The sequence below is a fragment of the Streptomyces sp. NPDC058000 genome (assembly GCF_042886435.1).
Taxonomy (GTDB): domain Bacteria; phylum Actinomycetota; class Actinomycetes; order Streptomycetales; family Streptomycetaceae; genus Streptomyces.
Map to the genome: position 1 here is coordinate 39,853 of NZ_JBHVQS010000052.1, position 23,138 is coordinate 62,990.

The following is a 23,138-nucleotide window of genomic DNA, read 5'->3' on the forward strand; positions in this document are numbered from 1 at the left end:
GGGCGGGTCGTCCGGGGGCTGTCCCGGCTCCCTGAACGGCGGTTGCCGACCCGGCCGCAACACCCCCTCAGACCCCCTCCGACCCCCTCGGTCCGGCCGACCCTCGTCAGGCGTCCAACGCCAGGTGGTATTCGACGGCCCGCCGGGTCGTCGGTGCGAAACCCAGCGAAACCAGGGCCGTCTCGAAGACGTCGTCCCCAGGCGCCACACCCGTCTCCACCGCCCGGATCCCGGAAGGCTCCGCAGTCACCTGACGCATCGCCAACGCCACGAGCGCCGCCAGCGCATCGGCCGTCCCTTCCTCCTGCCGGTCGTGCACCAGCACCGCCCGGTCGCGGCCCACCTCCACCTCGCACCAGGCATCACCCACCCCCACCCGGAAGAGGGCGCCCTCCGCGGCCGGCAACTCGGTCCCCCGACCGCCAGGAGAGGCAGGCAGCTCCGCCGGCAACTCCCGCCGCCACCAGCGATGGACCTCGTCCCCGGCAACCGCACCCAACTGCTCCAGCGCGGCAGCGGCGCCGAGGGACATCTCGCCCGTCTCCTCGACCCAGCGAAGGGTCCGGCCCCCGGCGTCCCGCACCACCGGCGCCGCCGCCTCCACCAACGGCACCCGCACGTCCACGGATCCCTCCACCACACCCACGAAGCGGAGATCGGGGTCGTCCGCCCCCAGGTCCAACACCACGACCGAGCCGATGACCGATTCGGCCTCCCGCGCCACCACCACCGCGAACGTCCGGTCATCGGACCAGAACTCAGGGACCGCCCCACACTCCCGATAAACCTGCACAGAAACCGACATACCGTGATTGTGTCACGCCCAGGAACTCGACATCGAACTGAAGTTCGATCCGAGTCGGCGCGCCACATGCTCGTGGGAACGAGGCGCGACGCACGATGGAAGCAGTGGAAGCAGTGGACGTAGCGGATCCAGTGGACGCAGGGGCGTTGGCCGCCGCCTTCATAGCTGGAGTGCTCCCGTGCCCCGCCGTCCCGGAACGCCCGGCGGGCCTGCCGCCGACCCCGAACTCCCGGTAGCGTGCCGGCATGGCCATGGTGGGCACCCCGGAAACTCGACTCGTGGTCCTGCGTGGCAACAGTGCCTCGGGCAAGTCCGCGGCCGCCGCCGAGATCCGGCACCGTTTCGGTCGCGGGTTGGCCCTGGTCGGTCAGGACAACCTTCGCCGGGTCGTCCTCCGCGAACGCGACCGGCCCGACGGCGTCAACATCGGCCTGATCGACTCCGTCGCCCGCTACGCCCTCGACGCCGGCTACCACGTCATCGTCGAGGGCATCCTCTGCGCGTCGCATTACGGCGCCATGCTCCAACGACTGTGCGCGGATCACCGTGGCCCGACGCACTGTTACTACCTGCACGTCCCGTTCGCCGAGACGTTGCGGCGTCATGAGACCAAGCCCGAGGCCACCGCGTACGGCGAGGCGGAACTGCGGCAGTGGTACCGGGAACGCGATCTGCTGCCCGACGGCATCGAAACCGTCATCGGCCCGGACAGCACCCTCGCGCAGACCGTTCACCGCATCCTGCACGACACCGGTCTGGCCGGACTCCCCGCCCTCGATCGCTGACCGCGGCCCCCTCGATGGGGCCTCAGTGGACCGTGACGGCGACCGGGTGGGAAACCGAGCGCGTCCTGGGGTGCCTGTCCTGGGGCGAGCGGCCTTCGAAGAGGACCGCGCGCAGGTACAGGTGGCCGCGTTGCTTGACGCGCAGGGCGACGTTGACGGTGCCGCCGGCGCGGCGCACCGGCTTGGAGCACGTCACGTTGCGCCAGGAGGCGGTCGTCCAGCGTTGCTGTACGCAGACCTTGTTGAACGAGGGGTTGTCGTCGCTCGCCTTGGCGGAGGTGTGGACGAGTCCGCCCAGGCCGACCGAGCGGGGGCCGGCGGTGAAGGAGAGGGAGGACTTTGCCGAGGCCGGTGATGCGGTGATGCCCAGTGAGGTCACTGCGACGGCGCCGATGAGAGCGGAGTGGAGGGTGCGGTGGTGGTGACGGGTCATCCTTTTCTCCTCCATGGTCTGCCGGGAAGGCGAGGTGTCAGACGTGTCGGGCGAGGCGGTTGCCGCATCACGCGACTACCCCGCTGATCACATCAGCTTACGTCTGCTTTGCCCTGTCAATGGCAGCTTTTGGGTAATTCTTGGACAAGAGGGTTTACTGCGTGTAATTGGCGCGCATTTCGGCCATTGTCGCCGCTGCTGCGATAGCGCCGGCCGTTCTTTTCTCCTCGCCGGCGACGGCCACCACCGCCGAGCCCTCGAAGCCCGGCGGCGGCACCGGTGGTGCCGGTGGTGACCGCGCGGCCGGGGCCCGGCCCGCCGTCGCGGCCCCGCTGAGCACCGGCTCCGCTTCCGGCCGGTGACCGCGAACTGGCCGCCACCGGGGTCGGCCCGGCCACCCCGTGGGCGATCGGCGGCTCGGCCGCCGCCCTCACCGCCGGCGCCGCGCTCGTGCTCGCCGCCGCACCACGGGCGGTCACTGACGCACCGTGCGGGCCCTCGCCGTCTCACCCGTACGGCGAGGGCCCGCACACCGCTCTCCGCGTCCCGCGGCCGGTCAGCCCGCCAATCCGGCCAACCCCGCGGGCAACGCGCCCGTGTGGAGCACGCCCAGCCGCTGCGTCGCCCGGGTGAGCGCGACGTACAGATCGCTCGTCCCGAACTCCGCCGGCTCCGCCACCAGGACGGTGTCGAACTCCAACCCCTTGGCCTGGCGCGGATCGAGGACCACCACCGGTCGGGTCAGGTCGGGGGCGGGACCGGCGGACGCCGCCGGGAGGGCGGCCGCCAGCGCGGCACAGCGCTCGCGCGGGGCGATCACGGCGAGCCGGCCCTGAGCGTCGTACCCCGTCTCGCGCGCCACCGCATCCGCGACGGCCCGCGGCAGGTCGTCGGTGCGCTCGGCCCACGGGTGGACGCCGGTGGAGCGGATCGACCGCGGCGGCACGAAGGACGGGTCGGTGGTCCGGGGAACCTCCGCCGCGACCGTCATGATCTCGTTCGGTGTGCGGTAGTTGACGCCGAGGCGGACGTGTTCCCAACGGTCCTCGACGTACGGCGCGAGGATCGTCTCCCAGGCACCGCAGCCACCCGGTTCCGAGGTCTGCGCGGGATCACCGACCAGGGTCATCGAGCGGGTCGGGCAGCGACGCATCAGCAGCCGCCACAGCATCGGCGAGAGCTCCTGTGCCTCGTCGACGATGATGTGGCCGAAGGCCCAGGTGCGGTCGGCCGCAGCGCGTTCGGCGGCGCTGCGGTGATCTGCCTCCTCCTGGCGTTCGGCGAGCCGGTCCGCGTCGATCAGGTCGTGCGCGGCCAACACCTCCGAGTCCTCGTCCTCCCGGTCCTCGAACTCCTGCGTGCGCGAACCGTACGAGAGGTCCAGCACGCCCTGTGCGTAGGCGATGCGTTCCTGGCGCTCCGCCTCGGCGGCGGCCCGGGCGGCCGCGTCGTCCTCGCCGAGGAGTTCGGCCGCCTCGTCCAGCAGCGCGACGTCCGCCGGGGTCCAGGCACCTTCCGTGCGGCGGATCGTCGCCGCGTCGGCGTCGGGGAGGTGGACCGGTTCGGTGAGGAAGTCGGCGACGAACTGCTGCGGGGTGAGGGGCGGCCACAGCTCCTCGATGGCGCGGTGCACGTCGCGGCTGGTGGCGATGGCCTTGCCGAGCTGGGCGATGTCGTCCGGGCCGAGGAGGTTGGGGCCGCCGTAGGGGTCGGCGCCGAGCCGCTCGGTGAGTTGGGCGGTGAGCGCGTCGATCACGTGGAACGCGAAGTGCGGGCGGGCGAGGTTGTGCGGCAGCAGGGTGGCCCGGGCCCGCCGGCGGGCCTCGTCCGCGATGTCCGCGTCCAGGCGCAGTTCGCCGTCCTCGTGGTCGATGACGATGACGGGGTCGGGGAGTGTCTGGCGGTCGGCCACGAAGCGCGCGAGGGCATCCGCCATCGCCGCGTCGCCCTTGATCTCGGCGGCGCGGGGCGTGTCGGTGCCGGTCGCGGTCACGCCCGGGAACAGCTCGCCGGGCGTCGCCAGCAGCACGCCCGTCTCGCCGAGCGACGGCAGTACCTGGCCGATGTAGCCGAGGAACGCCGGGTTCGGCCCGACGATGAGCACCGCGCGACGGGCGAGTTGCTCGCGGTGCGCGTACAGCAGATACGCGGCCCGGTGCAGCGCCACGACCGTCTTGCCGGTGCCCGGACCGCCCTCCACGACGAGGACGCCGTGGTGCGGGGCGCGGATGATGCGGTCCTGGTCGGCCTGGATGGTCTGCACGATGTCGTGCATCCGGCCGGTGCGCGCCGCGTCCAGCGAGGCCAGCAGGACGGCGTCCGCGTCCGCCCCTTCGTGGCCGGTGCGTTCGGCGTCGGCGAGGTCCAGTATCTCGTCGTGCAGTGCGGTCACCCGGCGGCCCTCGGTGGTGAGGTGGCGTCGGCGCCGCAGTCCCATGGGGGTGTGCCCGGTGGCGAGGTAGAAGGGGCGGGCGACGTCGGCCCGCCAGTCGATGACCAGCGGAGTGCGTTCGGCGTCGGCACGCCGGATGCCGATCCGGCCGATGTGGTGGTCGCGGCCGTCCCGGAACGCCAGTCGGCCGAAGCACAGTCCGTGTTCCCCGGCCTCGAAACCGGCCAGCAGCTCGGCCTGTTCGGCGACCATCACGTCCCGTTCCAGCCGTGCCTGGAACGTTCCCCCGGTCTGGGGGAGGGCTCGATCCACGGCCGCCCGGGCCCCGGATCGCAGGGCGTCGAGGCGTTCGTGGAGCAGGTCCATGAATTCCTGCTCCTTACGCAATTCCTCGTTTGACAATTCAGCTCCGCTCAAATAGACTGTGCCGTAGTGAAATGAATTGGGTTGCTTTTCTCGCGATATGCAAACGCTCAATATACGCGGAGAAATACCCCGGTTGTCAAACCTCGATCGCATGCGGATGCGTCGGGGTTTTTCCTTTTCTCCGGCACGGTGCGCAGGCCGGAGTGGAGCGGAGTTGCATGTTTTCCTCGACACGGTGTCGCCCGGCCGCCGACGTCCCGCACCGCGACCGTCTTGCTCTGCGCATCCACGACGGCGCGTTCTCCGCACTGGACCTCACAGCGCGCCACCCGCGTACCAGAAACCTGCTGTCCACGGTGAAGTTCAAGGTGCAGACCCTCGCGGCCGCCGGGGAGCTCCAGCGTGACCTGCAGCGCGAGCTGACCTATGGCGGGCTGCGGGCCGCCGAGGCGAAGGGTGACAAGGGTGGCCACCGCCCGCCATCAAGGCCGAGTAGACCGACGCCGTGCGAGCCGCGTACCTGGGCGGCCAGTCCATCGCCAGCCTGGCCCGCGAGCACGACGTCAACAGAGGGGCCATCCGCACGGCCGATTCCTGACACCCGCTCCATGCACTACACCCCGCCGACCACAAGATCGACGGGGTGGAGCAACGGGCCGGATGAGCCACCAGCGTCCGGTTTGCGGGGCACCCCGCGGTTCGGGTCAGCGGCGGCGCAGCGTCTTGTCCGTGAGCGCGGGCGGATCGTAGTGGGTGACGTCGTGGTTGAGGTCGGTGCCGGGTGGGACGATCTCGTCGATGCGGTCGAGGATGTCACTGCTCAGCACCGTTCCCGCGGTGTCCAGCAGCGAGGTGAGCTGGTCGTGGGTGCGGGGACCGATGATCACGGAGGTGATCGCGGGGTGCGAGAGGACGAATCCGGTGGCGAGCGCGGGCAGAGTCAGCCCCGCGTCGGCGGCCACCTTCCTCAGCTCGGTGACCGCGGTGAGCTTGGCGGCGTTGCCGGGCAGGCTCGTGTCGAACAGCTGTGGCAGGAAACTTGAGCGGGTGGCCTCGCTCGGTGCTGCGCCGTCGAGACCGCCGTACTTGCCCGACAGCCAGCCGCCCGCGAGAGGGCTCCAGGTGAGCGCGCCCATCCCGTACTTCTGCACGGTGGGCAGCACGTCCCGCTCGATGGCTCGGGCCAGGATCGAGTACGGCGGCTGCTCGCTGCGGAAGCGGATATGACCGCGCTTCTCGGCGACCCACTGGGCCTCGACGATCTCCCCGGCGGGGAAGGTGGACGAGCCGATCGCCCGGACCTTGCCGGAGCGCACCAGGTCGGACAGCGCCGAGAGGGTCTCGTCGATGTCGGTGTTCGGGTCGGGGCGGTGCACCTGGTAGAGGTCAATCCAGTCGGTTCCGAGGCGGCGCAGGCTGTCCTCGACCGCACGGACGATCCAACGCAGGGAGTTGCCACGATGGTTGGCGTCCGGGCCCATCGGATTGTGGAACTTGGTGGCGAGGACGACGTCGTCCCGGCGGCCCTTCAGGGCCTTCCCGACGATCACCTCGGACTCGCCGTCGGAGTACATGTCGGCGGTGTCGATGGTGTTGATGCCGGCGTCGAGGGCGGTGTGCACGATGCGGACGGCCTCGTCGTGCTCCTTGGTGCCCCACGCGCCGAGCATCATCGCGCCGAGGGTGTACTCGCTGACGGATATGCCGGTGCCGCCGAGGATCCTGCGGTTCATGGCTGCTCCCACGCCCTTCGTGTGTCTGGTGTCGGAATCCACCCTGCCCGCCGGCCCCCGCACCAGCCAGACCCGGCGGATCCTGGTACCCGCGGGGCCAGGCTGGCCCCGACATGCCGGAGAATGGTCCGATGCATGCCGAGCCGGAGATCAACGCGTTCCTCAAGGCCCGCCGGGCGACCCTCGACCCGGCCGAAGTCGGCCTGCCGCCCGGCGGGACGCGGCGCAGGGTGCGCGGGCTGCGCCGCGAGGAGGCCGCCCGGCTGGCCGGGATCAGCGTGGAGTACTACACGCGCATCGAGCAGGGTCGCGGCGGGAACGTCTCGCCGGAAGTGCTGGACGCCCTCGCCCGCGGGCTGCGGTTGACTGCGGCCGAGCACGAATACCTGCGGAACGTGGTGCACCGGGCGGCGCGCGGTGCGGCCGCGCGGCGGCCGGTCCGGGAAGTACCGCAGGTCGTGCGGCCCGGCCTGCGGGCGGTGCTCGATGCGATGGACGGCGTCGCGGCCCTGGTCTACGGCCGCGCCATGGACGTGTTGGCGTGTAACCGGCTGGGCGGGCGACTGCTGTGCGGCTTCGCGCAGCGGTCGCTGGAGGAGCGCAACATCGCCAGGCTGATGTTCCTCCACCCGGACGTGGAGGCCAGGCACCCGGAGGCGGCGCAAATCCGCCGCGAGGTCGTCGCAGTGCTGCGCGCCCAGGCCGGCCGCACCCCGGACAGCGAGCGGCTGTGCGAGGTGGTCGGCGAACTGCGGGAGCACAGCCAGGAGTTCGCCCGGCTGTGGGAGTCACACGAGGTCGTGGGAAAGGGACACGGCGTCAAGCGCATCCAGCATCCGGAGTACGGGCCGCTGGAGCTGCACTTCCAGGCGATGCGACTGCCGCCGCCGGACGAGGAGCTGACGCTGCTGCTGTACGCGGCCGAGCCGGACTCGCCGTCCCAAGCGGCACTGCTTGCGCTGTCGGGCAGGGCCGAACCCCACGCAGACGCTGTTGGTTAGTTCGGGGCCCCTCGTGACCCGGGCGACGTTCCTGACAGGGGCCCGTCCCGCACCACCGCCACAGCAGCAGAGGCGGTCAGCCAGGGGAAACCGCGGAGGCGGACGACGCCCCTGACGGGCCGCGCAAGGAGGTTCCCACCCAGCTTGCGGTGCACCTGATCCTGGACACCTACGCCACCCACAAGTCACTGGCCATCAAGCAGTGGCTGATGGCCCACGTCAACCAAGGGCAGCGTCCTCGGGCAGCACCTGTTCCAGGCGCTGAAGCATCGCGGCGACGTTCGGGCAGTCGGGTACCGCGAGCACGACGAGTTCCATGGTCTTCCCCTCTGCGATCCCGGGTGACCCCATGTAGGTCGCGGTAGACCTCACCGCGTGCCAAGAACCGTGAGCGCGGTCACCGAACCGGGGCTACGTCGGCCGTAGCTTGGCATCTGGAAGCATGTGTTGACTGCCTATTGGATCATTCGCCGGTCCGATGGATTCAACAGGTCGGATGAGATACCGCACCTGCGTGCCCCGGGCGTTGCTCTCGGCATGGCCGAGATGCTGTGCAGCTTCGAAGAGTTGGGCGGCGGCTTGTGGAATCCGAACTCGGTGGACAGCATTTTCCGCGAGAAGTCCCATTTCGCCGCTCCGGAATTCCCGAAAGCCCCATGGAATCCGCAGTGAATGAATGCGTAATCGCCCCGGCAGGAAAGACTTCTCCTCACGCGGGGCGCGAGCACAATGCGCCCTGCGTGACGGGCTGCTGCCCCACCCCACCTGCGGGGTATTGCCAACTGCACAGCGAGGCGCCTTACTTGGACCGGGAGACCACGGGCGTGCTCACCACAACGCCCTTGATCGAGAGCGTGTACGCATGCACTTCTCCGAACATGTCGCCGAGATGGTCCACCGCCGATGGGGTGCCCTACTCACCGAAGTGGGCGCCGAAGCCGCCGAACGCTACCGCGACGGCATACCGCTGCCCCGCCGCCACCTCGCCAACGCCGGTGAACAAGGAATCCAGTCCCTCCACTTCCCCGAGGAAATCGGCGGGGAAGGCGTCGACACGCGCACGTGGGGCACCGTGCTGGAAGAGGTTGCCTACCAGTGCCCGGATGCGGCTTTCCCCGTCCTGCTCAGCATGGGAACCGGCGTCGCCGACATCCTGGTGTCCTCCGGACGGCCCGAACTGATCGACCGCTACGTTGTACCGATCATCACCGGCAGGCGCACCGCCACGCTCGCCTTCTCCGAGGACGCCGACCCGTTCGCCCTGCACACCGTCGCCCGCCGCACTCCCGGCGGGTTCCAACTCTCCGGTCGCAAGGACTACATGACCGGCGGACTGACCTCCGATGTGCTGCTGTGCTACGCGCGGATGGCGGACACCGACCGCATCGCGGCTTTCGTCGTCGAACACGACGATCCCGGCGTGCAGATCAGCCCCGGCGGCGGCATCGGATTCTCCTCCAGCGCCATGGGCTCGATGACCCTCACCGACGTGCGCCTCCCCAAGGACCGGCTCGTAGACATCGACGGAACCCAGCACGCACAGCGCTACCTCAACAGCCGCCGCCTGTATCTGGCGTGTCTGGTGACGGGCATGATGCGGGCGGTCGCCGACCGTGCGCTGACCCGTCTGCGCTGTGCCCGGCGCCAGGGACAGGCACTGATCGAGTTCCCGAACGTGCAGGCCACCGTGGGCCGCATGCACATCGCCGTTCAGGCCACGCGTGCGCTGCTGCACCAGACGCTGGCCGACGTCGACCGGGGCATGGCGGACCCGGTGTTCGACGTGCAGATCTCCGCGGCCAAGCACTTCGCCACCGAAAGGGCCCTGTTCGTCGTCAACCAGGCCATGCGGGTCCTGGGCGGACACGGCTACTACGGCGACTACTTCTACGGCGCTTTCCTGCGTGACTGCACCGGCCTGCTGTGCGCTGCCGGAACTCAGGACCTTCTGGAGATCAATATCGGGGCGCTCGTAGCGGCCCGCCCCATCACCGGCACCATGCGGAAGGAGGAGCGGCCGTGAAGGTGAAGTTCAGCGGATCCCTGCTCCGCTTCGTCAACTACGACCGCACGGTGGACATCGACGCCGAGAGCCTGGGCGATGTGCTGCGCCACCTGCACGATGCCTATCCCGGGCTGCGGCCGGTTCTGTGGGATGCCGACGGGAGCCTGGCGCCGGTACACCGGCTGGTCGTCAATGACGAGCTGGTCACCGAGCCCGACTTGGCGATGCCGCTGGGCGAGGCGGACCACGTCGCTTTCCTCACCGCCGTCGCAGGTGGTTGACCGTGGCCCGCTGCGAGACCTTCACGGTGCCCAGCGTGACGACGATGTTCGGCCCCCATCAGCTCCGTCCCCGTGCGGTCCTGACGCTGCTGGCCGAAGGCTTCGCCCGGTGGATGGGCGCCCACATCGCCCCGTTCAGCGCGCTGGTCGCCGAGCATCACACGGCGGTCGTCGTCCAGGGCGTCCACCTGGACTTCGACCGGCCCGATCTGGGTTTTACCGATGCCGACTGGCTGAGTGCCCGCACCCGCATCCACGTCGGCGAGGACGGGCAGCGCCTCGCGGTGCTCCTGGACGTCCTCGCCGCCGAGCGTCGGATTGCGCACGGGCGCCTGGACCTGCGGGTCGTGCTCCTTGCGGAGGATGACAGCCTTGGTGCCGCTCCGGGGAGTCTGCCCGAGGTGCTGATGGGCCGGTTCGAGGCGGCCGAGATCCAGCCGATGCGCACTCGGGCCCTGGCGCAGGACCATGCAGCGCCCAACGGGGGCGAGTTGCTGCGTCAGCAGTGGGACACCGTCTTGTGCCGGAGTGCCTGCGAGGTGGCCGACCAGTGGTCGTTCATCGAGATGGTGGAGCTGGCCACGCAAGCCCGTGAGCGGCTGTTCGCCACCGCCGAGGACCCGGACCGCGCGGCGCGTCACGTCGTGAGCGTGCCCGTGCGCAGCGTGCGGGCCGGCTTTCGGCGTCCCCTGTACGTCTTCGACACCTGCCGCATCCTCACCTCGGTCCACGCCGGCGGTGACGGTGGCGTGATCGTCACGCACGCGGTCGGATCGCCTGACAACAACCGCCCCCACCTGCGGGTCCGGGAAATCCTGGACCCGCTGAGCTGATCCGACCCGGGTCAGAGTCCGCAGGGAGGCAGACCCATGTCCCGACCCCGATTCCTGACCGAATTCGCCCCCACGACGCACCGCCGTCGCATCACGCCGTTCTCCCGGGGCCCGGTCACGGGCCAGATCGGCGACGCTCTGCACGTGGCGGCCGAACGCCGCCCGAACCAGTTGATCATCACCGACCGGGCTGCCGACATCGACCCCGGCGCCCCGCTCACCCGTACCTACGCGCAGTGGGCGAAGCTGGTCGACGAAGCCACGGGCTGGCTGCATGCCCTGGGCGTGCGCCCCTGGGACCGGGTGGCGGTCATCAAGGCCAACCACTTCGACATCGCGGTTCTCGCCGCCGCCGCGGCCCGGATCGGCGCGGTTCCGGCGTTGCTGTCCGGCGCCTACGGCCCCGACATCGTCCGGGTGCTGCTGTCCCGGCTGGAGAAGCCGTATGTCATCACCGACGGCGCCCATCTGCGGTCCGCGGGCCTGGACGCGGAGGCAGTCAGGGAACTGACCGCGCGTACGGTGTGCACCACTGCGCAGCCGGGCAGGCCGGACGTGGTCGATCTCAACTCCCTGCGGGGCGCAACGGTGGCGGCGCCGCGGCTGCGGCGCCCGGACGAACCCATGATCGCCACACACACGTCGGGGACCACCGGCATCCCCAAACTGGTCGTGCACTCCGCGATCTCCGAGCTGGGCGCCGCCATCATCGAATCCGAACGGTGGCCCGTGGTCGGTCTGCGCCCCAGCGACGTGTGGGCGTACTGCGAGCCGTACTGGCACGAGCGTCAGACGCACCAGATGCTGTCCATGGCGACCGTCACCCAGCGGATGCTGATGCTGTCCGAGCCGAAGAACCTGCCCAAACTGAAAAATCTGCTGCTCAAACACCGTCCCACGCTGGTGGAGGCGCTGCCCAACATCTATCTGTACTGGGAGGAGCTGGCCCGTGACCCGGACCAGCCGTTCGCCTCGGTACGCGAGTACGTCAACTCTTTCGACGCGATCCACACGCGCACCATCCGCACGTTCCTCGATGCCAGCGACAGCCGGATGCCCATCTGGCTTCAGGCATGGAGCCAGAGCGAAAACGGCACCATCCTCATCCGGCCCTACCTGCGCCGCAACGTGCGTCGGCGTGGCCACCGGCCGCCCCCCACCCAGATGTTCGGATGGACCGTCCCCGGATTCGGCCGCGTCCGCATCGTGGACCCGGCCACTCGCCGCAAGGTCGGCCGCGGCAAGGTCGGCCTCATCGAGATCAAACAGCCCGGCCGCTGCCTGACCTACATCGGCGAACACGACCGGCACACCCGCAAACGCGACGGCGACTGGTGGAACACCGGAGACCTGGGAACCCTCAACCGGGTCGGCGCCCTGCGCTTCGTCGACCGCGAAATCGACCGCATCCCCTCCGGGAGCGCCGTCGAACTCGAAGACGTCCTCCTGGACCGGCTCACGAAGCTCTCCGAGGTCATCGTCCTGCCGGTGGCCGACGGGGCTCCGGTGCCCGTCTACAGCACCCACGATGAGCTGCCGGTTGCCCCTGACGAGTGGCGTTCCGCCGCCGTTGGGCTGCCGGTGCTCGCCGACCCGATCCACATCAAGTGGGAGGAGTTCCCGCGCACCGGCACCTGGAAGGTGCAGCGCGTGGAGTTGCGCGGCCGGCTTCTTCCGGACACTCGGACGCTGGGGACCGGAGACTGGACCTGACGCGTGAGTCGGGCCGCCAGGCCATCGAGGACGCGGTCGAGCCCGTACGCGAAGTTGTCGTCGCGGGTCCGCTGCGGGCGATCAGCGAGAGGCACGCGGCCTCGGCGGTCACGATCCCGATGACGTACGGCCATGAGCCCTGAACCACCTGGGGTGGCCCCGCGTCCCTGCGGCGGATTCGCACGGGGCGGGGCCACCCTGACGGTCACATCTCCGACTCCCCGGTAGCTGAGGGGTGGTCGACGAATTTCGGACTCCGGCGGCGGCCGCGTGTCAGTACGACGCCGTCACCGTGACTGTTTGCCGGAACAGGCGCCGGACGCACAGGCGGTGAGCCAGGCGTCGAAGTCGTCGTCGTAGCGGGTACCGATGCCGCTGTTGTAGACGGCGTAGCCACCCGCGTAGTCGCCGGTCCTGAAGTGCCCGAGCATGTTGGCGATGTCGTCGGGATGCTTCTCGAACATGTAGCGGACCGCGAGGTAGCCCCAGGGATAGGTGCGGGTCACATCGCTGTTGGCGTAGGTGCTCTGGAACAGCGTGCTCAGTTTGTAGGTGTGCTTGCCGGCCTCGCTGACGGCCCCGTCGTCGGTGAGATGGCGGTAGCTGTACGAGACGTACTCGGCGAGCCCCTCGATCCACCAGACGTCCGGGACCGTCGTCTGCTGGTTGAAGTCGCCCTTCATGTCATCGCGGGCGTCGAGGTAGTGGGTGTACTCGTGGTTGAGGTTCCAGATCCGGGCCGGGAAGCCGTCGTCGGAGTCCTTCTGGTACATGATGGACATCGGCTGGTTGTCGGGCTTGGTCGGGTCCCCGACCAGGGTGATGCCGCCGTTGTTGGTGTCGACGCCGTAGATCGCCCCGGCGTAGGTCTGGTAGTCGTTGCGGCTGCCGAACACGACGAGCTGCATGGTCGACTCGTACTGGTTGGGGATCGGCCCGTTGTCCTTCACGAGGTTGTGGAAGAACGGGTCCTGGCTCAGCAGGCTGGCGCAGGCGGCGTCGAGGTCGGCCGCGGTCAGTGCCTGTGCCGTGACGGTGTGCGCCTTGTCGCAGGAGTGGGTGACCGGCAGCGCCGCCTTCTTGAGCTGGTCTGCCAGGTCGCACACCCCGTAGTACGAGCAGTTGCCCTTGTCGTAGGAGTCGGCCTGGGAGGCGACGGTGACCCACAGTGGTGCGGTCGGGCCGGTGATCTTCGAGGCGTCCAGCAGGCTCTTCACGAGCGGCCGGACCTTCGCCTGGAGCGGCTGGTGCTCGACGTAACGCCCCACGTTCATCCCGGCGTTGGAGTCCAGATAGGACTTGTCGGTGCCCAGCAGGTTCAGGTGGTCCCGCGCGAACGAGTTGACCGTGTCGATGATGCTCGGGTCGGCCGTCACCGCCTTGACGTAGTCCTCGTTCCAGTTTCCGCGCCAGAGCGGGGTGTAGACGTCGTTGACGGCCGCCAGCATGCTGGGGATGGCGTCGTAGGAGCTGTTGTAGCCCGTCAGCACCTGCTTGTAGACGCCCAGGTAGCGGCCCTGCTCGTTGGCGCTGTCGGAGAGGACGAGGACCTCGCCCAGGACATCGCCGTTCCCCGCGGAGACGTCCTTCGAGTGGGAGTTGGCGAAGAACGCGTCCAGGCCGCCTGTGACGGCCGTGGCCAGGTTCTGGCCGTATTGGCCGACGTCGGACGGGTGGTTGGACTGCACGTAGTAGCCGGCCCGCAGGAAGAGCACCAGCTGCCACACCTGCGCCGAGTTGTCGCCGGGATACGACGACGCCCCGTCCTTGAAGGCGTTGGCCATGGTGACCATCTGCTCCTCGCGGAACACATCGTGTGCGTCCTTGCCGGTGACCGAGAAGAGGGTGTTGATGCAGTCCACGGACGCGGCTTTGACGGCTGTGACCAGCTCGGATCCGGTTCGGCTGCCGAAATCGCCCGGGTTGCAGGAGGCCGGGGCGGGGTGCTTCTTGCCCTTGCGCCTCGCTGCCGCAGTCGAAGAAGTGGGGGGATTCTTCGCGCTGAGCGGGCGGAGTTGAGCGGGGCTGACCGGTCGGCCCTGCAGTGCCGGACGTTCGTCCGAGCCGATGGTCGAGCCGGTCGGCGGCGGTATGAGGTGAGGCACGGCTCGGGAACCGGTGACGGACTTGGGGGCGGCCGCCGGCGAGGGTGTGGCCAGTGCCGGCGTCGCCACAAAGCTGGCGATCGTCGCGCAGGCGGCCAGGCCGCCGACCACACATCTGGGCCAGGTGAAGCGATAGCGCATCCCTGCTCCTTCGTGGACAGATGCGCCTCGGGAAAGGTCGAGGCGTGATCGGCACCTTCTCAAGGCGCTCCGGCCGCCGACAATGACGTGTGACATAGCACATGGGACTGGCCCGCCATAACATCCCACGAGTCGACCTCGGTTGCGGCCGGCCCGCAGTGGCACCGCGTGGCCACGCCCGGTCCGCCCGGACCCTACGGCCTGGCCACGCTCCAGGTCCGCGAGGCCCACGTCCGCAGATGCGGTGACTGTGCGATGAGCGCGCGGTACGCCGCGGAGGCCGAGCCGACGAGGGTATCGGCGATCTCGTCGGCGAGGGTCTCCCGCCGCCAGGCCAGCACATATCGGCACCACAGCGGTGTGCCGACCAGTGGTTTGACGACGACGCCGGGGATCGGCCGGAGCGTAGCCTGCACGACCGCGACCCCGAGATCTTCGGCGATCATGCTCTGTAACTGCAGCCGATCGCCGAGGAACTCATGCACCGGCGCCGGGGCGAACCCGGCCGACTCGCAGGCCGTGTAGAACACCCCTGGCCAGCCGGCCCCGTCGTTCGGCGTCACGAACCACGCACTGTCGGCCAGATCTGCGAGCCCCACCTCCGCACTGTGCCTGAGCCGGTGACGGGCCGACAGGGCGACGAAGGACGGCTCGGTGACGATCCCGCGATGCGCCACCGCGGACGAGTGCCGCAGCTCCAGCCCGGGATAGTCGGCGGCGATCGCCGCGTCCACCGCACCGTCCTCCAGGAGCTGGACGATCTCCGAGGACGGATACACACTGCTCATCGTGAGCGAGACATCGGGCAGCCGGCTCCGCAGCCGGACGACCATCCCGGGCAGCACCGGGGAGTTGGTCGCCGCCAGACGGAGCGGCCGACGCGTTCCCGCACCGCACCCGTCCGGACGGCGCCCTATCGCATCAGCGCGGGCCAGTACGTCACGGGCCTGCGTCAGCACCTCCGCGCCGTACGGTGTCAGCTCGACACCCGACATGTTCCGCTCGAACAGGGCTGTCCCGAAATGCCGCTCTATGCGCCGGAGTTGGGTGCTCATCGCCGGCTGTGAGTACCCCAGTTCCGACGCGGCCCGTCCCACACTCCCGGCATCGGCGATCGCACACAGCACTCTCAGGTGCCGAAGCTCAAGCTCCACGTGCACACTCCTTCCATCGGGCGGCGCGCATGACGCGGGCGACGTGCATGCGGGCACCCGCCGTCCGCTCGGGACACCACACTGCCGAACCACGTCTCCGCGCACCGTTCCGGCGAGAAGTACCTGCTCGCCACCCAAGCCGCCTACGGCGCCGCGCCCCTGCCGCGCGCCACCCCTGACCTGTTCGAGAGAAGCCGCACTCTCCACGACTATGTTGGAGACAACCGACGTGCAAATGCGGCCAGTTATGCGACCCACGCACCAGAACGGGGCCGCGGAGTTCAGGGTCCGACGGCCACCGGTCGGGCCGCGTGCGGGTTCAGCTCCCGCCAGCGCGCGTACACGGGGCTGTCGGTGCATGTGGACAGATAGCCGTCGGCGACCCGGCGCAGGATCTCGGTGCCGTACGGCGCCAGCGGGCCGTCGCGGTGCCAGGCCAGAATGTGCCGGTACCACAAGGGGTTCGCGGCCAGCGGGCGGACGGTGACACCGGGTACCTCGATGAACGTGGCCTGGCAGAGGCTGACGGCCAGGCCCGCCCGCACGATCTCGATCAGCTGCCGTCCCTCCGCCTCGTACGGGGTGAACGGGGCGCGGTCCGTCAGGGCGCAGACGGACGCCCAGTATTCGCGGGTCCGGTCGCCGTCGGGCCGGGGCACCGCCCAGTCCTCCTTCAGCAGCTCCGCCAACGGGACCTCGTCCCGCGTGGCGAGCGGGTGGCCCGCCGGCAGGAGGGCGAAGACCGGTTCGGTGACGAGCGTGTGGAGTGCCACCCTCTCGCGCTGCGGCAGCTCCTGGTCGGGGTGGTCGCCGAGGACCGCCGCTTCCAGCCGACCCGCGGCGAGGTCGTCGAGCAGAGCGGCGGGGGAGTACTGGCAGCGGCAGGTCAGCTCGGCCGCGGGCAGCAACGCCCGGACGGCCAGGAGGAGATGGCCGAGGAGCGGGGCGCCGACCGAGCCGACGCGGATCCGGTCCGCGGTCGTCAAGCGGCGGGCGGCGCGGGCGGTGTCGGAGAGCAGTCCGTCGATGCCCGGCAGAATGGCACGGGCCCGTCCGATGACCAGCTCACCGAAGGGCGTGGGGACGGTGCCCGTCTGCCGCCGGTCGAACAGCGGCCCGCCCAGCGCGGCCTCGATACGGCGCAGTTGGGCGCTGAGCCCTGGTTGCGTCATACGGAGCGAGGCGGCGGCGCGGGTGAGGCTCCCCGCCTCGGCGATCGCGCACACCACCCGCAGATGCCGTATCTCCAAGTCCATGGCGCGGATGTTATGGACTGACGACAGCTTTCGGACAGGGGTGTGGGTCCGCAGTCTTATGTGACATGGCACACGCCGTTCATGGAGAGGTAGTGATGACGTGAGACGGCCACATCTTCCGCCGGGTACACGGTTCGTGGCAAGCACGCGGTCGGCGCTTCTGCCGCTGTTGCTCGCCGCCCTGCTCCCGCTCTCGTTCCTCCTCGGCACCTCGCCGGCCCGCGCGGCCACGGCCGCCGACAGCGCGTCGGCCTGTGCGCTGAGCGGCACCACCGGTTGGTCGGACGAAGGCCACGACACGGACTACTCCGTATTCAAGCGTCCGGTGGGAACCATCAAGGTTGCCATGATCTTCGTGGACTTCCCGGATGCCCCCGCCACCGAGTCTCCCGCCGATGACGCGACGCAACTCACGCCCGGCGCGGACTGGCTGTGGAACGCCTCGTACGGCAAGGCATGGCTCGACATCACCCAGCACCGGCGTTGGGTGCGGATGCCGCACAACTCCACCGACTACGGATACCAGCGTGGGATGACGCACGAGCAGCACGAGGCATACGTCAAGGACGCGGTCACGGCGGCCGACCCGGATGTGGACTTCTCGCAGTACGACATGGTCTACGTCGTGCCGACGAAGAACGCCTCGGCGATCTCCTACACCCCCACCTACATCTACGAGCCGGGAACGGAGGGCGTCGTCGTCGACGGCACCCGGATCAAGTGGGCGGTGACCTTCGGCCAGGACATGTGGCACTGGGGGAAGAAGCTGGTGGACCACGAGACCGCGCACACCTTCGGACTGCCCGACCTCTACGCCTTCGACGCGGGCGACGACGCCCACCGCTTCGTGGGCGGCTGGGATGTGATGGGTCTGATAGGAGGGGCCGGCCCGCAGTACTTCGCCTGGCAATCCTGGAAGCTCGGCTGGACCGATGACCGTCAGGTCGTGTGCCGGGCCTCGGCGGGCAGCGACACCGTGCAGCTCACCGCAGTCGAGTACGGGTCCGGGACCAAGATGGCGGTGATACCCACCGGCCCCACGACCGCTTACGTCGTCGAATCGCGGCGGGCCGTCCAGGCGGATACGGACCTCTGCTCCACCGGCGCGCTGGTCTACAAGGTCGACTCCTCCGCGAAGACCGGTGAAGGTCCGATCCGGGTGATGGACGCCAGGCCGGGTGCCACCCCGGCGTCGGGCTGTCGCGCACTGGACGACGCCCCGTACCGGGCCGGTGAGTCATTCACCGATTCCGCAGCAGGTGTCCGTGTCGACGTGCTGAGCGCTGACGGGTACGGCGAGACCGTGCGGATCACCAGATCGTAGCCTGACGAGGGAAGTTGTGCCCCGGCTCACCCCTCCGTGAGCCGGGCCACAACCGTGCTCGGGTCGCTTCGGGCAGCTTCGGGGAAGGGCCCCCGAGGGCGTCGGCGCTGGGGCGGCTGCGGCGGGGGTTGGTGCCGAAGGAGCGGTAGGCGGGGTGATCCCTGTACCCCGGCGGATGCCGTCACCCGATCAACTACGGAGCTGCGATGAAGGACTTGCCGACCTCACCGACCCCTGTATGAACGAGGCCGCCTGGCGGAGGCGCGAGGGGTCGGCTCAGGATGAAGGATCCGGCGCGGGCACCACTGGCTGCGACCGTCGAGACGGCTGTCTATGCGCGATCTGAACGTGGGGTGGTGGTGCCGTCCGGGGTCGTTTCGGTTCTGGTGTAGAGGACCTCTCGGCCCTGTTCCGCGGCGCGGATGAGTCCTTCGCTGGCGAAGTCGAGGAAGCGGGCGGCATTTTCGAGGCGGGTGGCGGCCGGGGTGTTGGGGCCGAGGATGCCGGCGCCCTGCCGTGCGGTCTCGATGAACTGGTCGTTGGCCCGGGCGCTGCGGATCATTGCCTGGTACCAGAGGTCGTCGTCGACGACATAGCGCTCGCGGCGGTGCTCGTTGCGTTCCCGGCGGACGAGGTCCTGGCTTTCGAGGAACGTGATCGCTTTGGAGATGGACGCCGGGCTGACCGTCAGGCGCTGGGCGAGTTCGGAGGCGGTGAGGCTGCCGGTGTCGGTGGTGTAGAGGCAGCCCAGCACCCGGGCCATCATCTTGGGCAGGCCCGAGGTCATGAAGACGGTGGTGAGGGCCTCCTGGTAGTCGCGCACGGCCTCGGCGTCGCGTCCGTAGGGTTGCGGGAGCGCCTGTGACCCCTGGGGCGCGGCCTGCTTGCGCTGGTGGGTGCGCTGCTGGGTGGCGCGGTGGGCCAGGTCGGCGCGGTAGCCGGTGGGGCCGCCGTTCCGTGTCACCTCACGCGTGATCGTGGAGGTCGGACGGTCGAGACGGCGGGCGATCTCGGCGTAGGCCAGGTCGTCGGCCAGCCCCGCCGCGATCTGCTGGCGCTCCTGCTGGGTGAGCCTGCCTCCCGGCATCACGACCCCCTTCCTGCCCCACGGGTTCTCCATGGTGCTGCTCGGTGTTCTTCGACGCCTCCATCATAGCGTTCATCTTCAATGCATTGCAACGATCGACTGTTCGATCGTTGCGTTAATCGAGAGGGCGTTGCAATGATTATGGCGCCTCTACCTGCATAGATGCTGCTCCTGAGCGAAGATCTCGTTGCATAGATCTGGAAAGCAACGTAGCGTTTCTGGTGTTCGGAAACAATGAGTCGTAAACGCAAAGGGAGAGCACGATGCAGAAGTTCGACACCCCCGCCCCGATCTCCGCCGTCCTGCACATACCCGCGGGACGCGTCCAGTTCATCGCCGCAGACCGGGCCGAGACCGCGGTCGAGATCCTGCCTGTGAACGCCTCGAAGGGCCGCGACGTGAAGGCGGCGGAGGAGACCACGGTCGAATACGCCGACGGAGTCCTGCGGATCGAGAATGCGGCGAAGAACCAGTACATCGGCCCCTCCGGATCCATCGAAGTGACGGTCAAGCTGCCCGCCGGTTCCCACATCGAGGCCACGACCGCCGGCGCCGAACTGAGGACCGTCGGCCGCCTCGGCGACGTCGCTTTCGAAGGCGCGTACCGCCAGATCAAGTTGGACGAGGCCGCGAGCCTCCGCCTCACCGCGGTCGACGGCGACGTCGAGGTCGGCCGGCTGGGCGGCCCCGCGGAGATCAGCACGGCAAGGGGCGACATCCGGATCGCCGAGGCCATGGGCGGCACGGTCGCGCTCAGCACCCAGTCCGGCGACATCACGGTCGGCGCCGCCGCCGGCGTCTCGGCCGCCCTGGACGCCGGCACCGCCCACGGCCGCATCAGCAACGCCCTCAAGAACGATGGCACCGCCGATCTCGATATCCGCGCCACCACCTCCCACGGCGACATCACCGCCCGCAGCCTCTGACCCGCTCCCTCCAAAGGAGCACCCTCAACGCCCCCGGCCATCGGGGCGAACGCGAACTCGCGAACGCCATGGACGCCGCGCCGGGAAGGCGTCCCGCACGGCGAACGCAGCACGGCCATCGCCCGGGACGCGCCCGGCGGCAGCCACACCTCACCGCGACAACCACCCACCCACACACCCCACAAGGAGCACACAGCCATGTCCCTCAACCTCACCGGCCAGCACAGCGACTTCTCCGAACCAGGGCTGCGCAGAATCCGCGACGTGCTGGCACGGCACGTGGAGTCCGGAAAGATTCCCGGACTCGTCGCCCTGATCAGCCGGGGCGGTCAGACGCACGTCGAAGCGGTCGGGACGATGCGCCACGACGGTGGCGCGCCGATGCGCCGGGACACGATCTTCCGGATGGCCTCGACGTCCAAGCCGGTCACGATGGCGGCGGCGATGATCCTGCTGGACGAGTGCCGGCTGCGCCTGGACGACCTGGTAGAGCCGTGGCTGCCCGAGCTCGCCGACCGGCGGGTGCTCAAGCGGATCGACGGCCCGCTGGACGACACCGTGCCGGCACGGCGGCCGATCACCGTACGGGACGTGCTCACCTCCACGTTCGGGCTCGGCATGGATATGACGGTGCTGGGCACTCCGATCATGAACGCGGTCTTCGAGAAGGGGCTCACTCCCGATCTGCCGGTGCCGATGCCCGAGCCGGACGAGTGGATGCGCCGCCTGGGCACACTTCCGCTGATGCACCAGCCCGGAGAGCGCTGGCAGTACCAGATCAGCAGCGATCTGCTCGGCGTGCTCGTCGCCAGGGTCACCGGCCAGTCGTTCGAGACGGTCCTGCGCGAACGTGTCTTCGACCCGCTGGGGATGAAGGACACCGGTTTCCACGTGCCCGCCGACAAGATCGACCGGATGCCGACCCTCTACGCCCCCGACCCGCAGACCGGAGAGTTCACCGTGTGGGACGAGGCCAAGGGGGGCCGCTGGAGCCAGCCTCCGGCGTTCCCGGGCGGCGGTGGCGGGCTGGTCTCCACCGTCGACGACTACCACGCCTACTTCCGGATGCTGCTCAACGGCGGGACGCACGAGGGCGAACGCATCCTGTCCCGGCCCGCCGTCGAGCTGATGACCACCAACCGCCTCACACCCGAGCAGAACGCCGCCCGAACCGCCATGGCCCGCGACAACGTCCATGTGTCCTTCGGCCAAGGGCAGCACGGCGGCTGGGGCTTGGGCATGGGGGTGCGCACCTACCGCGGCGACTACGCGCCCATCGGCCAGTTCGGCTGGGACGGCGGATGCGGCACCTCGACCTACGCCGACCCCCACAACCAGCTCACCGGAATCCTGCTCACCCAGGTCGGGATGTCCACCCCGGATTCGGCGCGGGTCATCCACGACTTCTGGACCACGCTCTACCAGGCAATCGACGACTGACACTGCGCCCACGCCCCCGTGCACCGGCCGTCGACCCACGACACCCGACAGCCAGGCCCCTGACGCCGAACTGTCGACGTGCCCCCAAGGTTCGGCCGGGGCCCCGTTCACCAGAGCCGGATCAGCAGGATCGCACCCTCCTGCCGTTCCATCGCATCCCACCACCACAGATCCAAAGGAGCACAGTCATGGCCCTCACCACCACCGGGCAGGATCGCCCGGAGCTGCAGAGGGCCATCGAGGAGATCATCGAATCCGGTTTCGCCGGGGTGCAGCTGCGCGTGAACGGGGAGCGGGGCGAGCGGGTCGGCAGCGCCGGGGTGCGCAAGCTGGGCGAGATCTCCGCTGGAGCCGACGCCGGTGTTCCGGCGAGGCCGGCTGCGGCAGAAGGCGCCGGTGCAGGCTCCGCGGTCCCAAAACAGTCACCGCCGACCCGCCTGACAGCCCCGGTCTCGACCAAGTGCGGAGGCCCCGCCCGCGAAGGGCGGGGCCAGCTGTACGTGCAGTCAGACGGTCACGGCCCCCTCCCGCAGAAACCGAGCCGGACGCCGCCGGCAGTACAACGACCGCGCCTGCTTCCCCAGGAAGAATCCCTTCGCCTGGCACCACGACCTGGCCCGCCGCATCGCCGAACAGGCTCTCAACGGCACGCCGGTCCGCACGCTCGCGAAGCGACACAACCTCCGCTGCCAAGACATCCGCCTCGCCCTGGAGACCCACACCCAGCCCACACAGGACGACACGAAACGTTCACCCTCTGGAGCTGAGGCATGCCCGAGACGGGTCCAAGAGTTATCACCACGAGCTGGCCGAAACCTTTCGGTGTCGAGCAGAATGCGAGACATGACGGAGGGCCCACCCGAAGAAGACATCATCGAAACCGCATGGCAGAAGCTGCTCACTGCCCATCGCGTGGACGGCCGGTTGCTACGCGCCGCCTACGCCGAACCCCGACTACGGCAACTGTTCCCCTGGGTCGGCATGGGCGAACTGCACTTCAGCCGGTGCACAGAACTGCGTTGGACCTGGGACATCCCGTTCATCGCCCCCATGATGGGCGGCGGCTTCATCGTCAGCGGACCCTCTCGGTCCCAGAGCGTCGGCCCCGCCCCGACCGCGGAAGCCGCCATCGCCATGGTGGTCGAGCGACTCCCGCCGGGCTGCGGTCGCGCCTTCATTGGCACGCCAGAGGAACTGGCCGAAAAGGAACAGTCAGAGTAGTCAGAACGGACTCCGCCACCCATACGCCGGCCACCGCGCGGTTAGGCAGTGTCTGATGGCTCTTGCTCGGGGCGGTGGATCTAATGCCGTTGCGGGCAGGAGTCCGTCATGGTGCGTCGGCATGAACTGACGAACGC

The 23,138-nt window shown here is 69.4% G+C and carries 19 protein-coding genes; 11 read left to right on the forward strand and 8 right to left on the reverse strand.

The features are described 5' to 3' along the window. Positions 1-106: 106 nt before the first annotated feature. Positions 107-805: a hypothetical protein gene (locus ACFVT2_RS33735; RefSeq protein ID WP_390024192.1), complete on the reverse strand. Its 699-nt coding sequence runs from the start codon at positions 803-805 to the stop codon at positions 107-109. Between the two features lie 251 nt (positions 806-1,056). On the opposite strand from ACFVT2_RS33735, the gene ACFVT2_RS33740 reads away from it, so the two are divergent. Beyond that, entirely contained in the window at positions 1,057-1,590 is a 534-nt protein-coding gene (locus ACFVT2_RS33740) for an AAA family ATPase (protein WP_390024230.1), read from the forward strand. 22 nt (positions 1,591-1,612) lie between these two features. On the opposite strand, the gene ACFVT2_RS33745 is transcribed toward ACFVT2_RS33740, so the two are convergent. The 3 genes from ACFVT2_RS33745 to ACFVT2_RS33755 all read right to left on the reverse strand — a co-directional run bounded on the left by ACFVT2_RS33745 (position 1,613) and on the right by ACFVT2_RS33755 (position 6,514). Beyond that, positions 1,613-2,023 carry a hypothetical protein gene (locus ACFVT2_RS33745; RefSeq protein WP_390024194.1) on the reverse strand — a complete coding sequence of 137 codons (411 nt, stop codon included), beginning with the start codon at positions 2,021-2,023 and terminating at the stop codon, positions 1,613-1,615. Between the two features lie 556 nt (positions 2,024-2,579). Then, positions 2,580-4,781, reverse strand: coding sequence for a HelD family protein (locus ACFVT2_RS33750; protein WP_390024196.1), 2,202 nt, complete (start codon positions 4,779-4,781; stop codon positions 2,580-2,582). A gap of 704 nt (positions 4,782-5,485) precedes the next feature. Then, positions 5,486-6,514, reverse strand: a complete 1,029-nt coding sequence (locus ACFVT2_RS33755) for an aldo/keto reductase (protein ID WP_390024198.1) — start codon at positions 6,512-6,514, stop codon at positions 5,486-5,488. 131 nt (positions 6,515-6,645) lie between these two features. On the opposite strand from ACFVT2_RS33755, the gene ACFVT2_RS33760 reads away from it, so the two are divergent. The 6 genes from ACFVT2_RS33760 to ACFVT2_RS33785 all read left to right on the forward strand — a co-directional run bounded on the left by ACFVT2_RS33760 (position 6,646) and on the right by ACFVT2_RS33785 (position 12,347). Then, positions 6,646-7,515, forward strand: a complete 870-nt coding sequence (locus ACFVT2_RS33760) for a helix-turn-helix transcriptional regulator (protein WP_390024200.1) — start codon at positions 6,646-6,648, stop codon at positions 7,513-7,515. Positions 7,516-8,052: 537 nt separating this feature from the next. Then, positions 8,053-8,187 (forward strand): hypothetical protein, encoded by a 135-nt coding sequence (locus ACFVT2_RS33765; protein WP_390024202.1) that lies wholly within the window; start codon positions 8,053-8,055, stop codon positions 8,185-8,187. A gap of 190 nt (positions 8,188-8,377) precedes the next feature. Beyond that, positions 8,378-9,538, forward strand: a complete 1,161-nt coding sequence (locus tag ACFVT2_RS33770) for an acyl-CoA dehydrogenase family protein (RefSeq protein WP_390024203.1) — start codon at positions 8,378-8,380, stop codon at positions 9,536-9,538. Beyond that, positions 9,535-9,801 (forward strand): MoaD/ThiS family protein, encoded by a 267-nt coding sequence (locus tag ACFVT2_RS33775; RefSeq protein WP_390024205.1) that lies wholly within the window; start codon positions 9,535-9,537, stop codon positions 9,799-9,801. Before ACFVT2_RS33770 ends, ACFVT2_RS33775 begins: the two co-directional genes overlap by 4 nt. Before the next feature lie 2 nt (positions 9,802-9,803). After that, the gene (locus tag ACFVT2_RS33780) at positions 9,804-10,634 is read left to right on the forward strand and encodes a hypothetical protein (protein WP_390024207.1); all 831 of its coding nucleotides are present in this window, start codon (positions 9,804-9,806) and stop codon (positions 10,632-10,634) included. A 36-nt stretch (positions 10,635-10,670) separates the two neighbouring features. Beyond that, positions 10,671-12,347, forward strand: coding sequence for an AMP-binding protein (locus tag ACFVT2_RS33785; protein WP_390024209.1), 1,677 nt, complete (start codon positions 10,671-10,673; stop codon positions 12,345-12,347). Between the two features lie 287 nt (positions 12,348-12,634). On the opposite strand, the gene ACFVT2_RS33790 is transcribed toward ACFVT2_RS33785, so the two are convergent. The 3 genes from ACFVT2_RS33790 to ACFVT2_RS33800 all read right to left on the reverse strand — a co-directional run bounded on the left by ACFVT2_RS33790 (position 12,635) and on the right by ACFVT2_RS33800 (position 17,003). After that, a complete protein-coding gene (locus tag ACFVT2_RS33790; protein WP_390024211.1) occupies positions 12,635-14,593 on the reverse strand; it encodes a collagenase in 1,959 nt (652 codons plus the stop codon). A gap of 194 nt (positions 14,594-14,787) precedes the next feature. Further along, the gene (locus ACFVT2_RS33795; protein WP_390024213.1) at positions 14,788-15,747 is read right to left on the reverse strand and encodes a LysR family transcriptional regulator; all 960 of its coding nucleotides are present in this window, start codon (positions 15,745-15,747) and stop codon (positions 14,788-14,790) included. A 281-nt stretch (positions 15,748-16,028) separates the two neighbouring features. Then, positions 16,029-17,003 carry a LysR family transcriptional regulator gene (locus ACFVT2_RS33800; RefSeq protein WP_390024215.1) on the reverse strand — a complete coding sequence of 325 codons (975 nt, stop codon included), beginning with the start codon at positions 17,001-17,003 and terminating at the stop codon, positions 16,029-16,031. A gap of 136 nt (positions 17,004-17,139) precedes the next feature. On the opposite strand from ACFVT2_RS33800, the gene ACFVT2_RS33805 reads away from it, so the two are divergent. Beyond that, positions 17,140-18,327, forward strand: coding sequence for a M6 family metalloprotease domain-containing protein (locus tag ACFVT2_RS33805; protein WP_390024217.1), 1,188 nt, complete (start codon positions 17,140-17,142; stop codon positions 18,325-18,327). A 331-nt stretch (positions 18,328-18,658) separates the two neighbouring features. On the opposite strand, the gene ACFVT2_RS33810 is transcribed toward ACFVT2_RS33805, so the two are convergent. Then, complete coding sequence (locus ACFVT2_RS33810; protein WP_390024219.1) at positions 18,659-19,414, reverse strand: helix-turn-helix domain-containing protein; 756 nt, start codon at positions 19,412-19,414, stop codon at positions 18,659-18,661. A gap of 263 nt (positions 19,415-19,677) precedes the next feature. On the opposite strand from ACFVT2_RS33810, the gene ACFVT2_RS33815 reads away from it, so the two are divergent. The 3 genes from ACFVT2_RS33815 (at position 19,678) to ACFVT2_RS33825 (ending at position 23,001) form a co-directional block, all read left to right on the forward strand. Next, complete coding sequence (locus tag ACFVT2_RS33815) at positions 19,678-20,340, forward strand: DUF4097 family beta strand repeat-containing protein (protein WP_390024220.1); 663 nt, start codon at positions 19,678-19,680, stop codon at positions 20,338-20,340. Positions 20,341-20,538: 198 nt separating this feature from the next. Beyond that, the gene (locus ACFVT2_RS33820; RefSeq protein ID WP_390024222.1) at positions 20,539-21,780 is read left to right on the forward strand and encodes a serine hydrolase domain-containing protein; all 1,242 of its coding nucleotides are present in this window, start codon (positions 20,539-20,541) and stop codon (positions 21,778-21,780) included. A gap of 843 nt (positions 21,781-22,623) precedes the next feature. Then, a complete protein-coding gene (locus ACFVT2_RS33825) occupies positions 22,624-23,001 on the forward strand; it encodes a DUF6193 family natural product biosynthesis protein (RefSeq protein WP_390024224.1) in 378 nt (125 codons plus the stop codon). Positions 23,002-23,138: the final 137 nt, after the last annotated feature.

What these genes read in the sequence shown, in the direction of transcription:
- ACFVT2_RS33735 (WP_390024192.1), bottom strand. Translation starts at nt 805, where the DNA reads ATGTCGGTTTCTGTGCAGGTTTATCGGGAGTGTGGGGCGGTCCCTGAG.
- ACFVT2_RS33740 (WP_390024230.1), top strand. Translation starts at nt 1,057, where the DNA reads ATGGTGGGCACCCCGGAAACTCGACTCGTGGTCCTGCGTGGCAACAGT.
- ACFVT2_RS33745 (WP_390024194.1), bottom strand. Translation starts at nt 2,023, where the DNA reads ATGACCCGTCACCACCACCGCACCCTCCACTCCGCTCTCATCGGCGCC.
- ACFVT2_RS33750 (WP_390024196.1), bottom strand. Translation starts at nt 4,781, where the DNA reads ATGGACCTGCTCCACGAACGCCTCGACGCCCTGCGATCCGGGGCCCGG.
- ACFVT2_RS33755 (WP_390024198.1), bottom strand. Translation starts at nt 6,514, where the DNA reads ATGAACCGCAGGATCCTCGGCGGCACCGGCATATCCGTCAGCGAGTAC.
- ACFVT2_RS33760 (WP_390024200.1), top strand. Translation starts at nt 6,646, where the DNA reads ATGCATGCCGAGCCGGAGATCAACGCGTTCCTCAAGGCCCGCCGGGCG.
- ACFVT2_RS33765 (WP_390024202.1), top strand. Translation starts at nt 8,053, where the DNA reads ATGGCCGAGATGCTGTGCAGCTTCGAAGAGTTGGGCGGCGGCTTGTGG.
- ACFVT2_RS33770 (WP_390024203.1), top strand. Translation starts at nt 8,378, where the DNA reads ATGCACTTCTCCGAACATGTCGCCGAGATGGTCCACCGCCGATGGGGT.
- ACFVT2_RS33785 (WP_390024209.1), top strand. Translation starts at nt 10,671, where the DNA reads ATGTCCCGACCCCGATTCCTGACCGAATTCGCCCCCACGACGCACCGC.
- ACFVT2_RS33790 (WP_390024211.1), bottom strand. Translation starts at nt 14,593, where the DNA reads ATGCGCTATCGCTTCACCTGGCCCAGATGTGTGGTCGGCGGCCTGGCC.
- ACFVT2_RS33800 (WP_390024215.1), bottom strand. Translation starts at nt 17,003, where the DNA reads ATGGACTTGGAGATACGGCATCTGCGGGTGGTGTGCGCGATCGCCGAG.
- ACFVT2_RS33810 (WP_390024219.1), bottom strand. Translation starts at nt 19,414, where the DNA reads ATGCCGGGAGGCAGGCTCACCCAGCAGGAGCGCCAGCAGATCGCGGCG.
- ACFVT2_RS33815 (WP_390024220.1), top strand. Translation starts at nt 19,678, where the DNA reads ATGCAGAAGTTCGACACCCCCGCCCCGATCTCCGCCGTCCTGCACATA.
- ACFVT2_RS33820 (WP_390024222.1), top strand. Translation starts at nt 20,539, where the DNA reads ATGTCCCTCAACCTCACCGGCCAGCACAGCGACTTCTCCGAACCAGGG.
- ACFVT2_RS33825 (WP_390024224.1), top strand. Translation starts at nt 22,624, where the DNA reads ATGACGGAGGGCCCACCCGAAGAAGACATCATCGAAACCGCATGGCAG.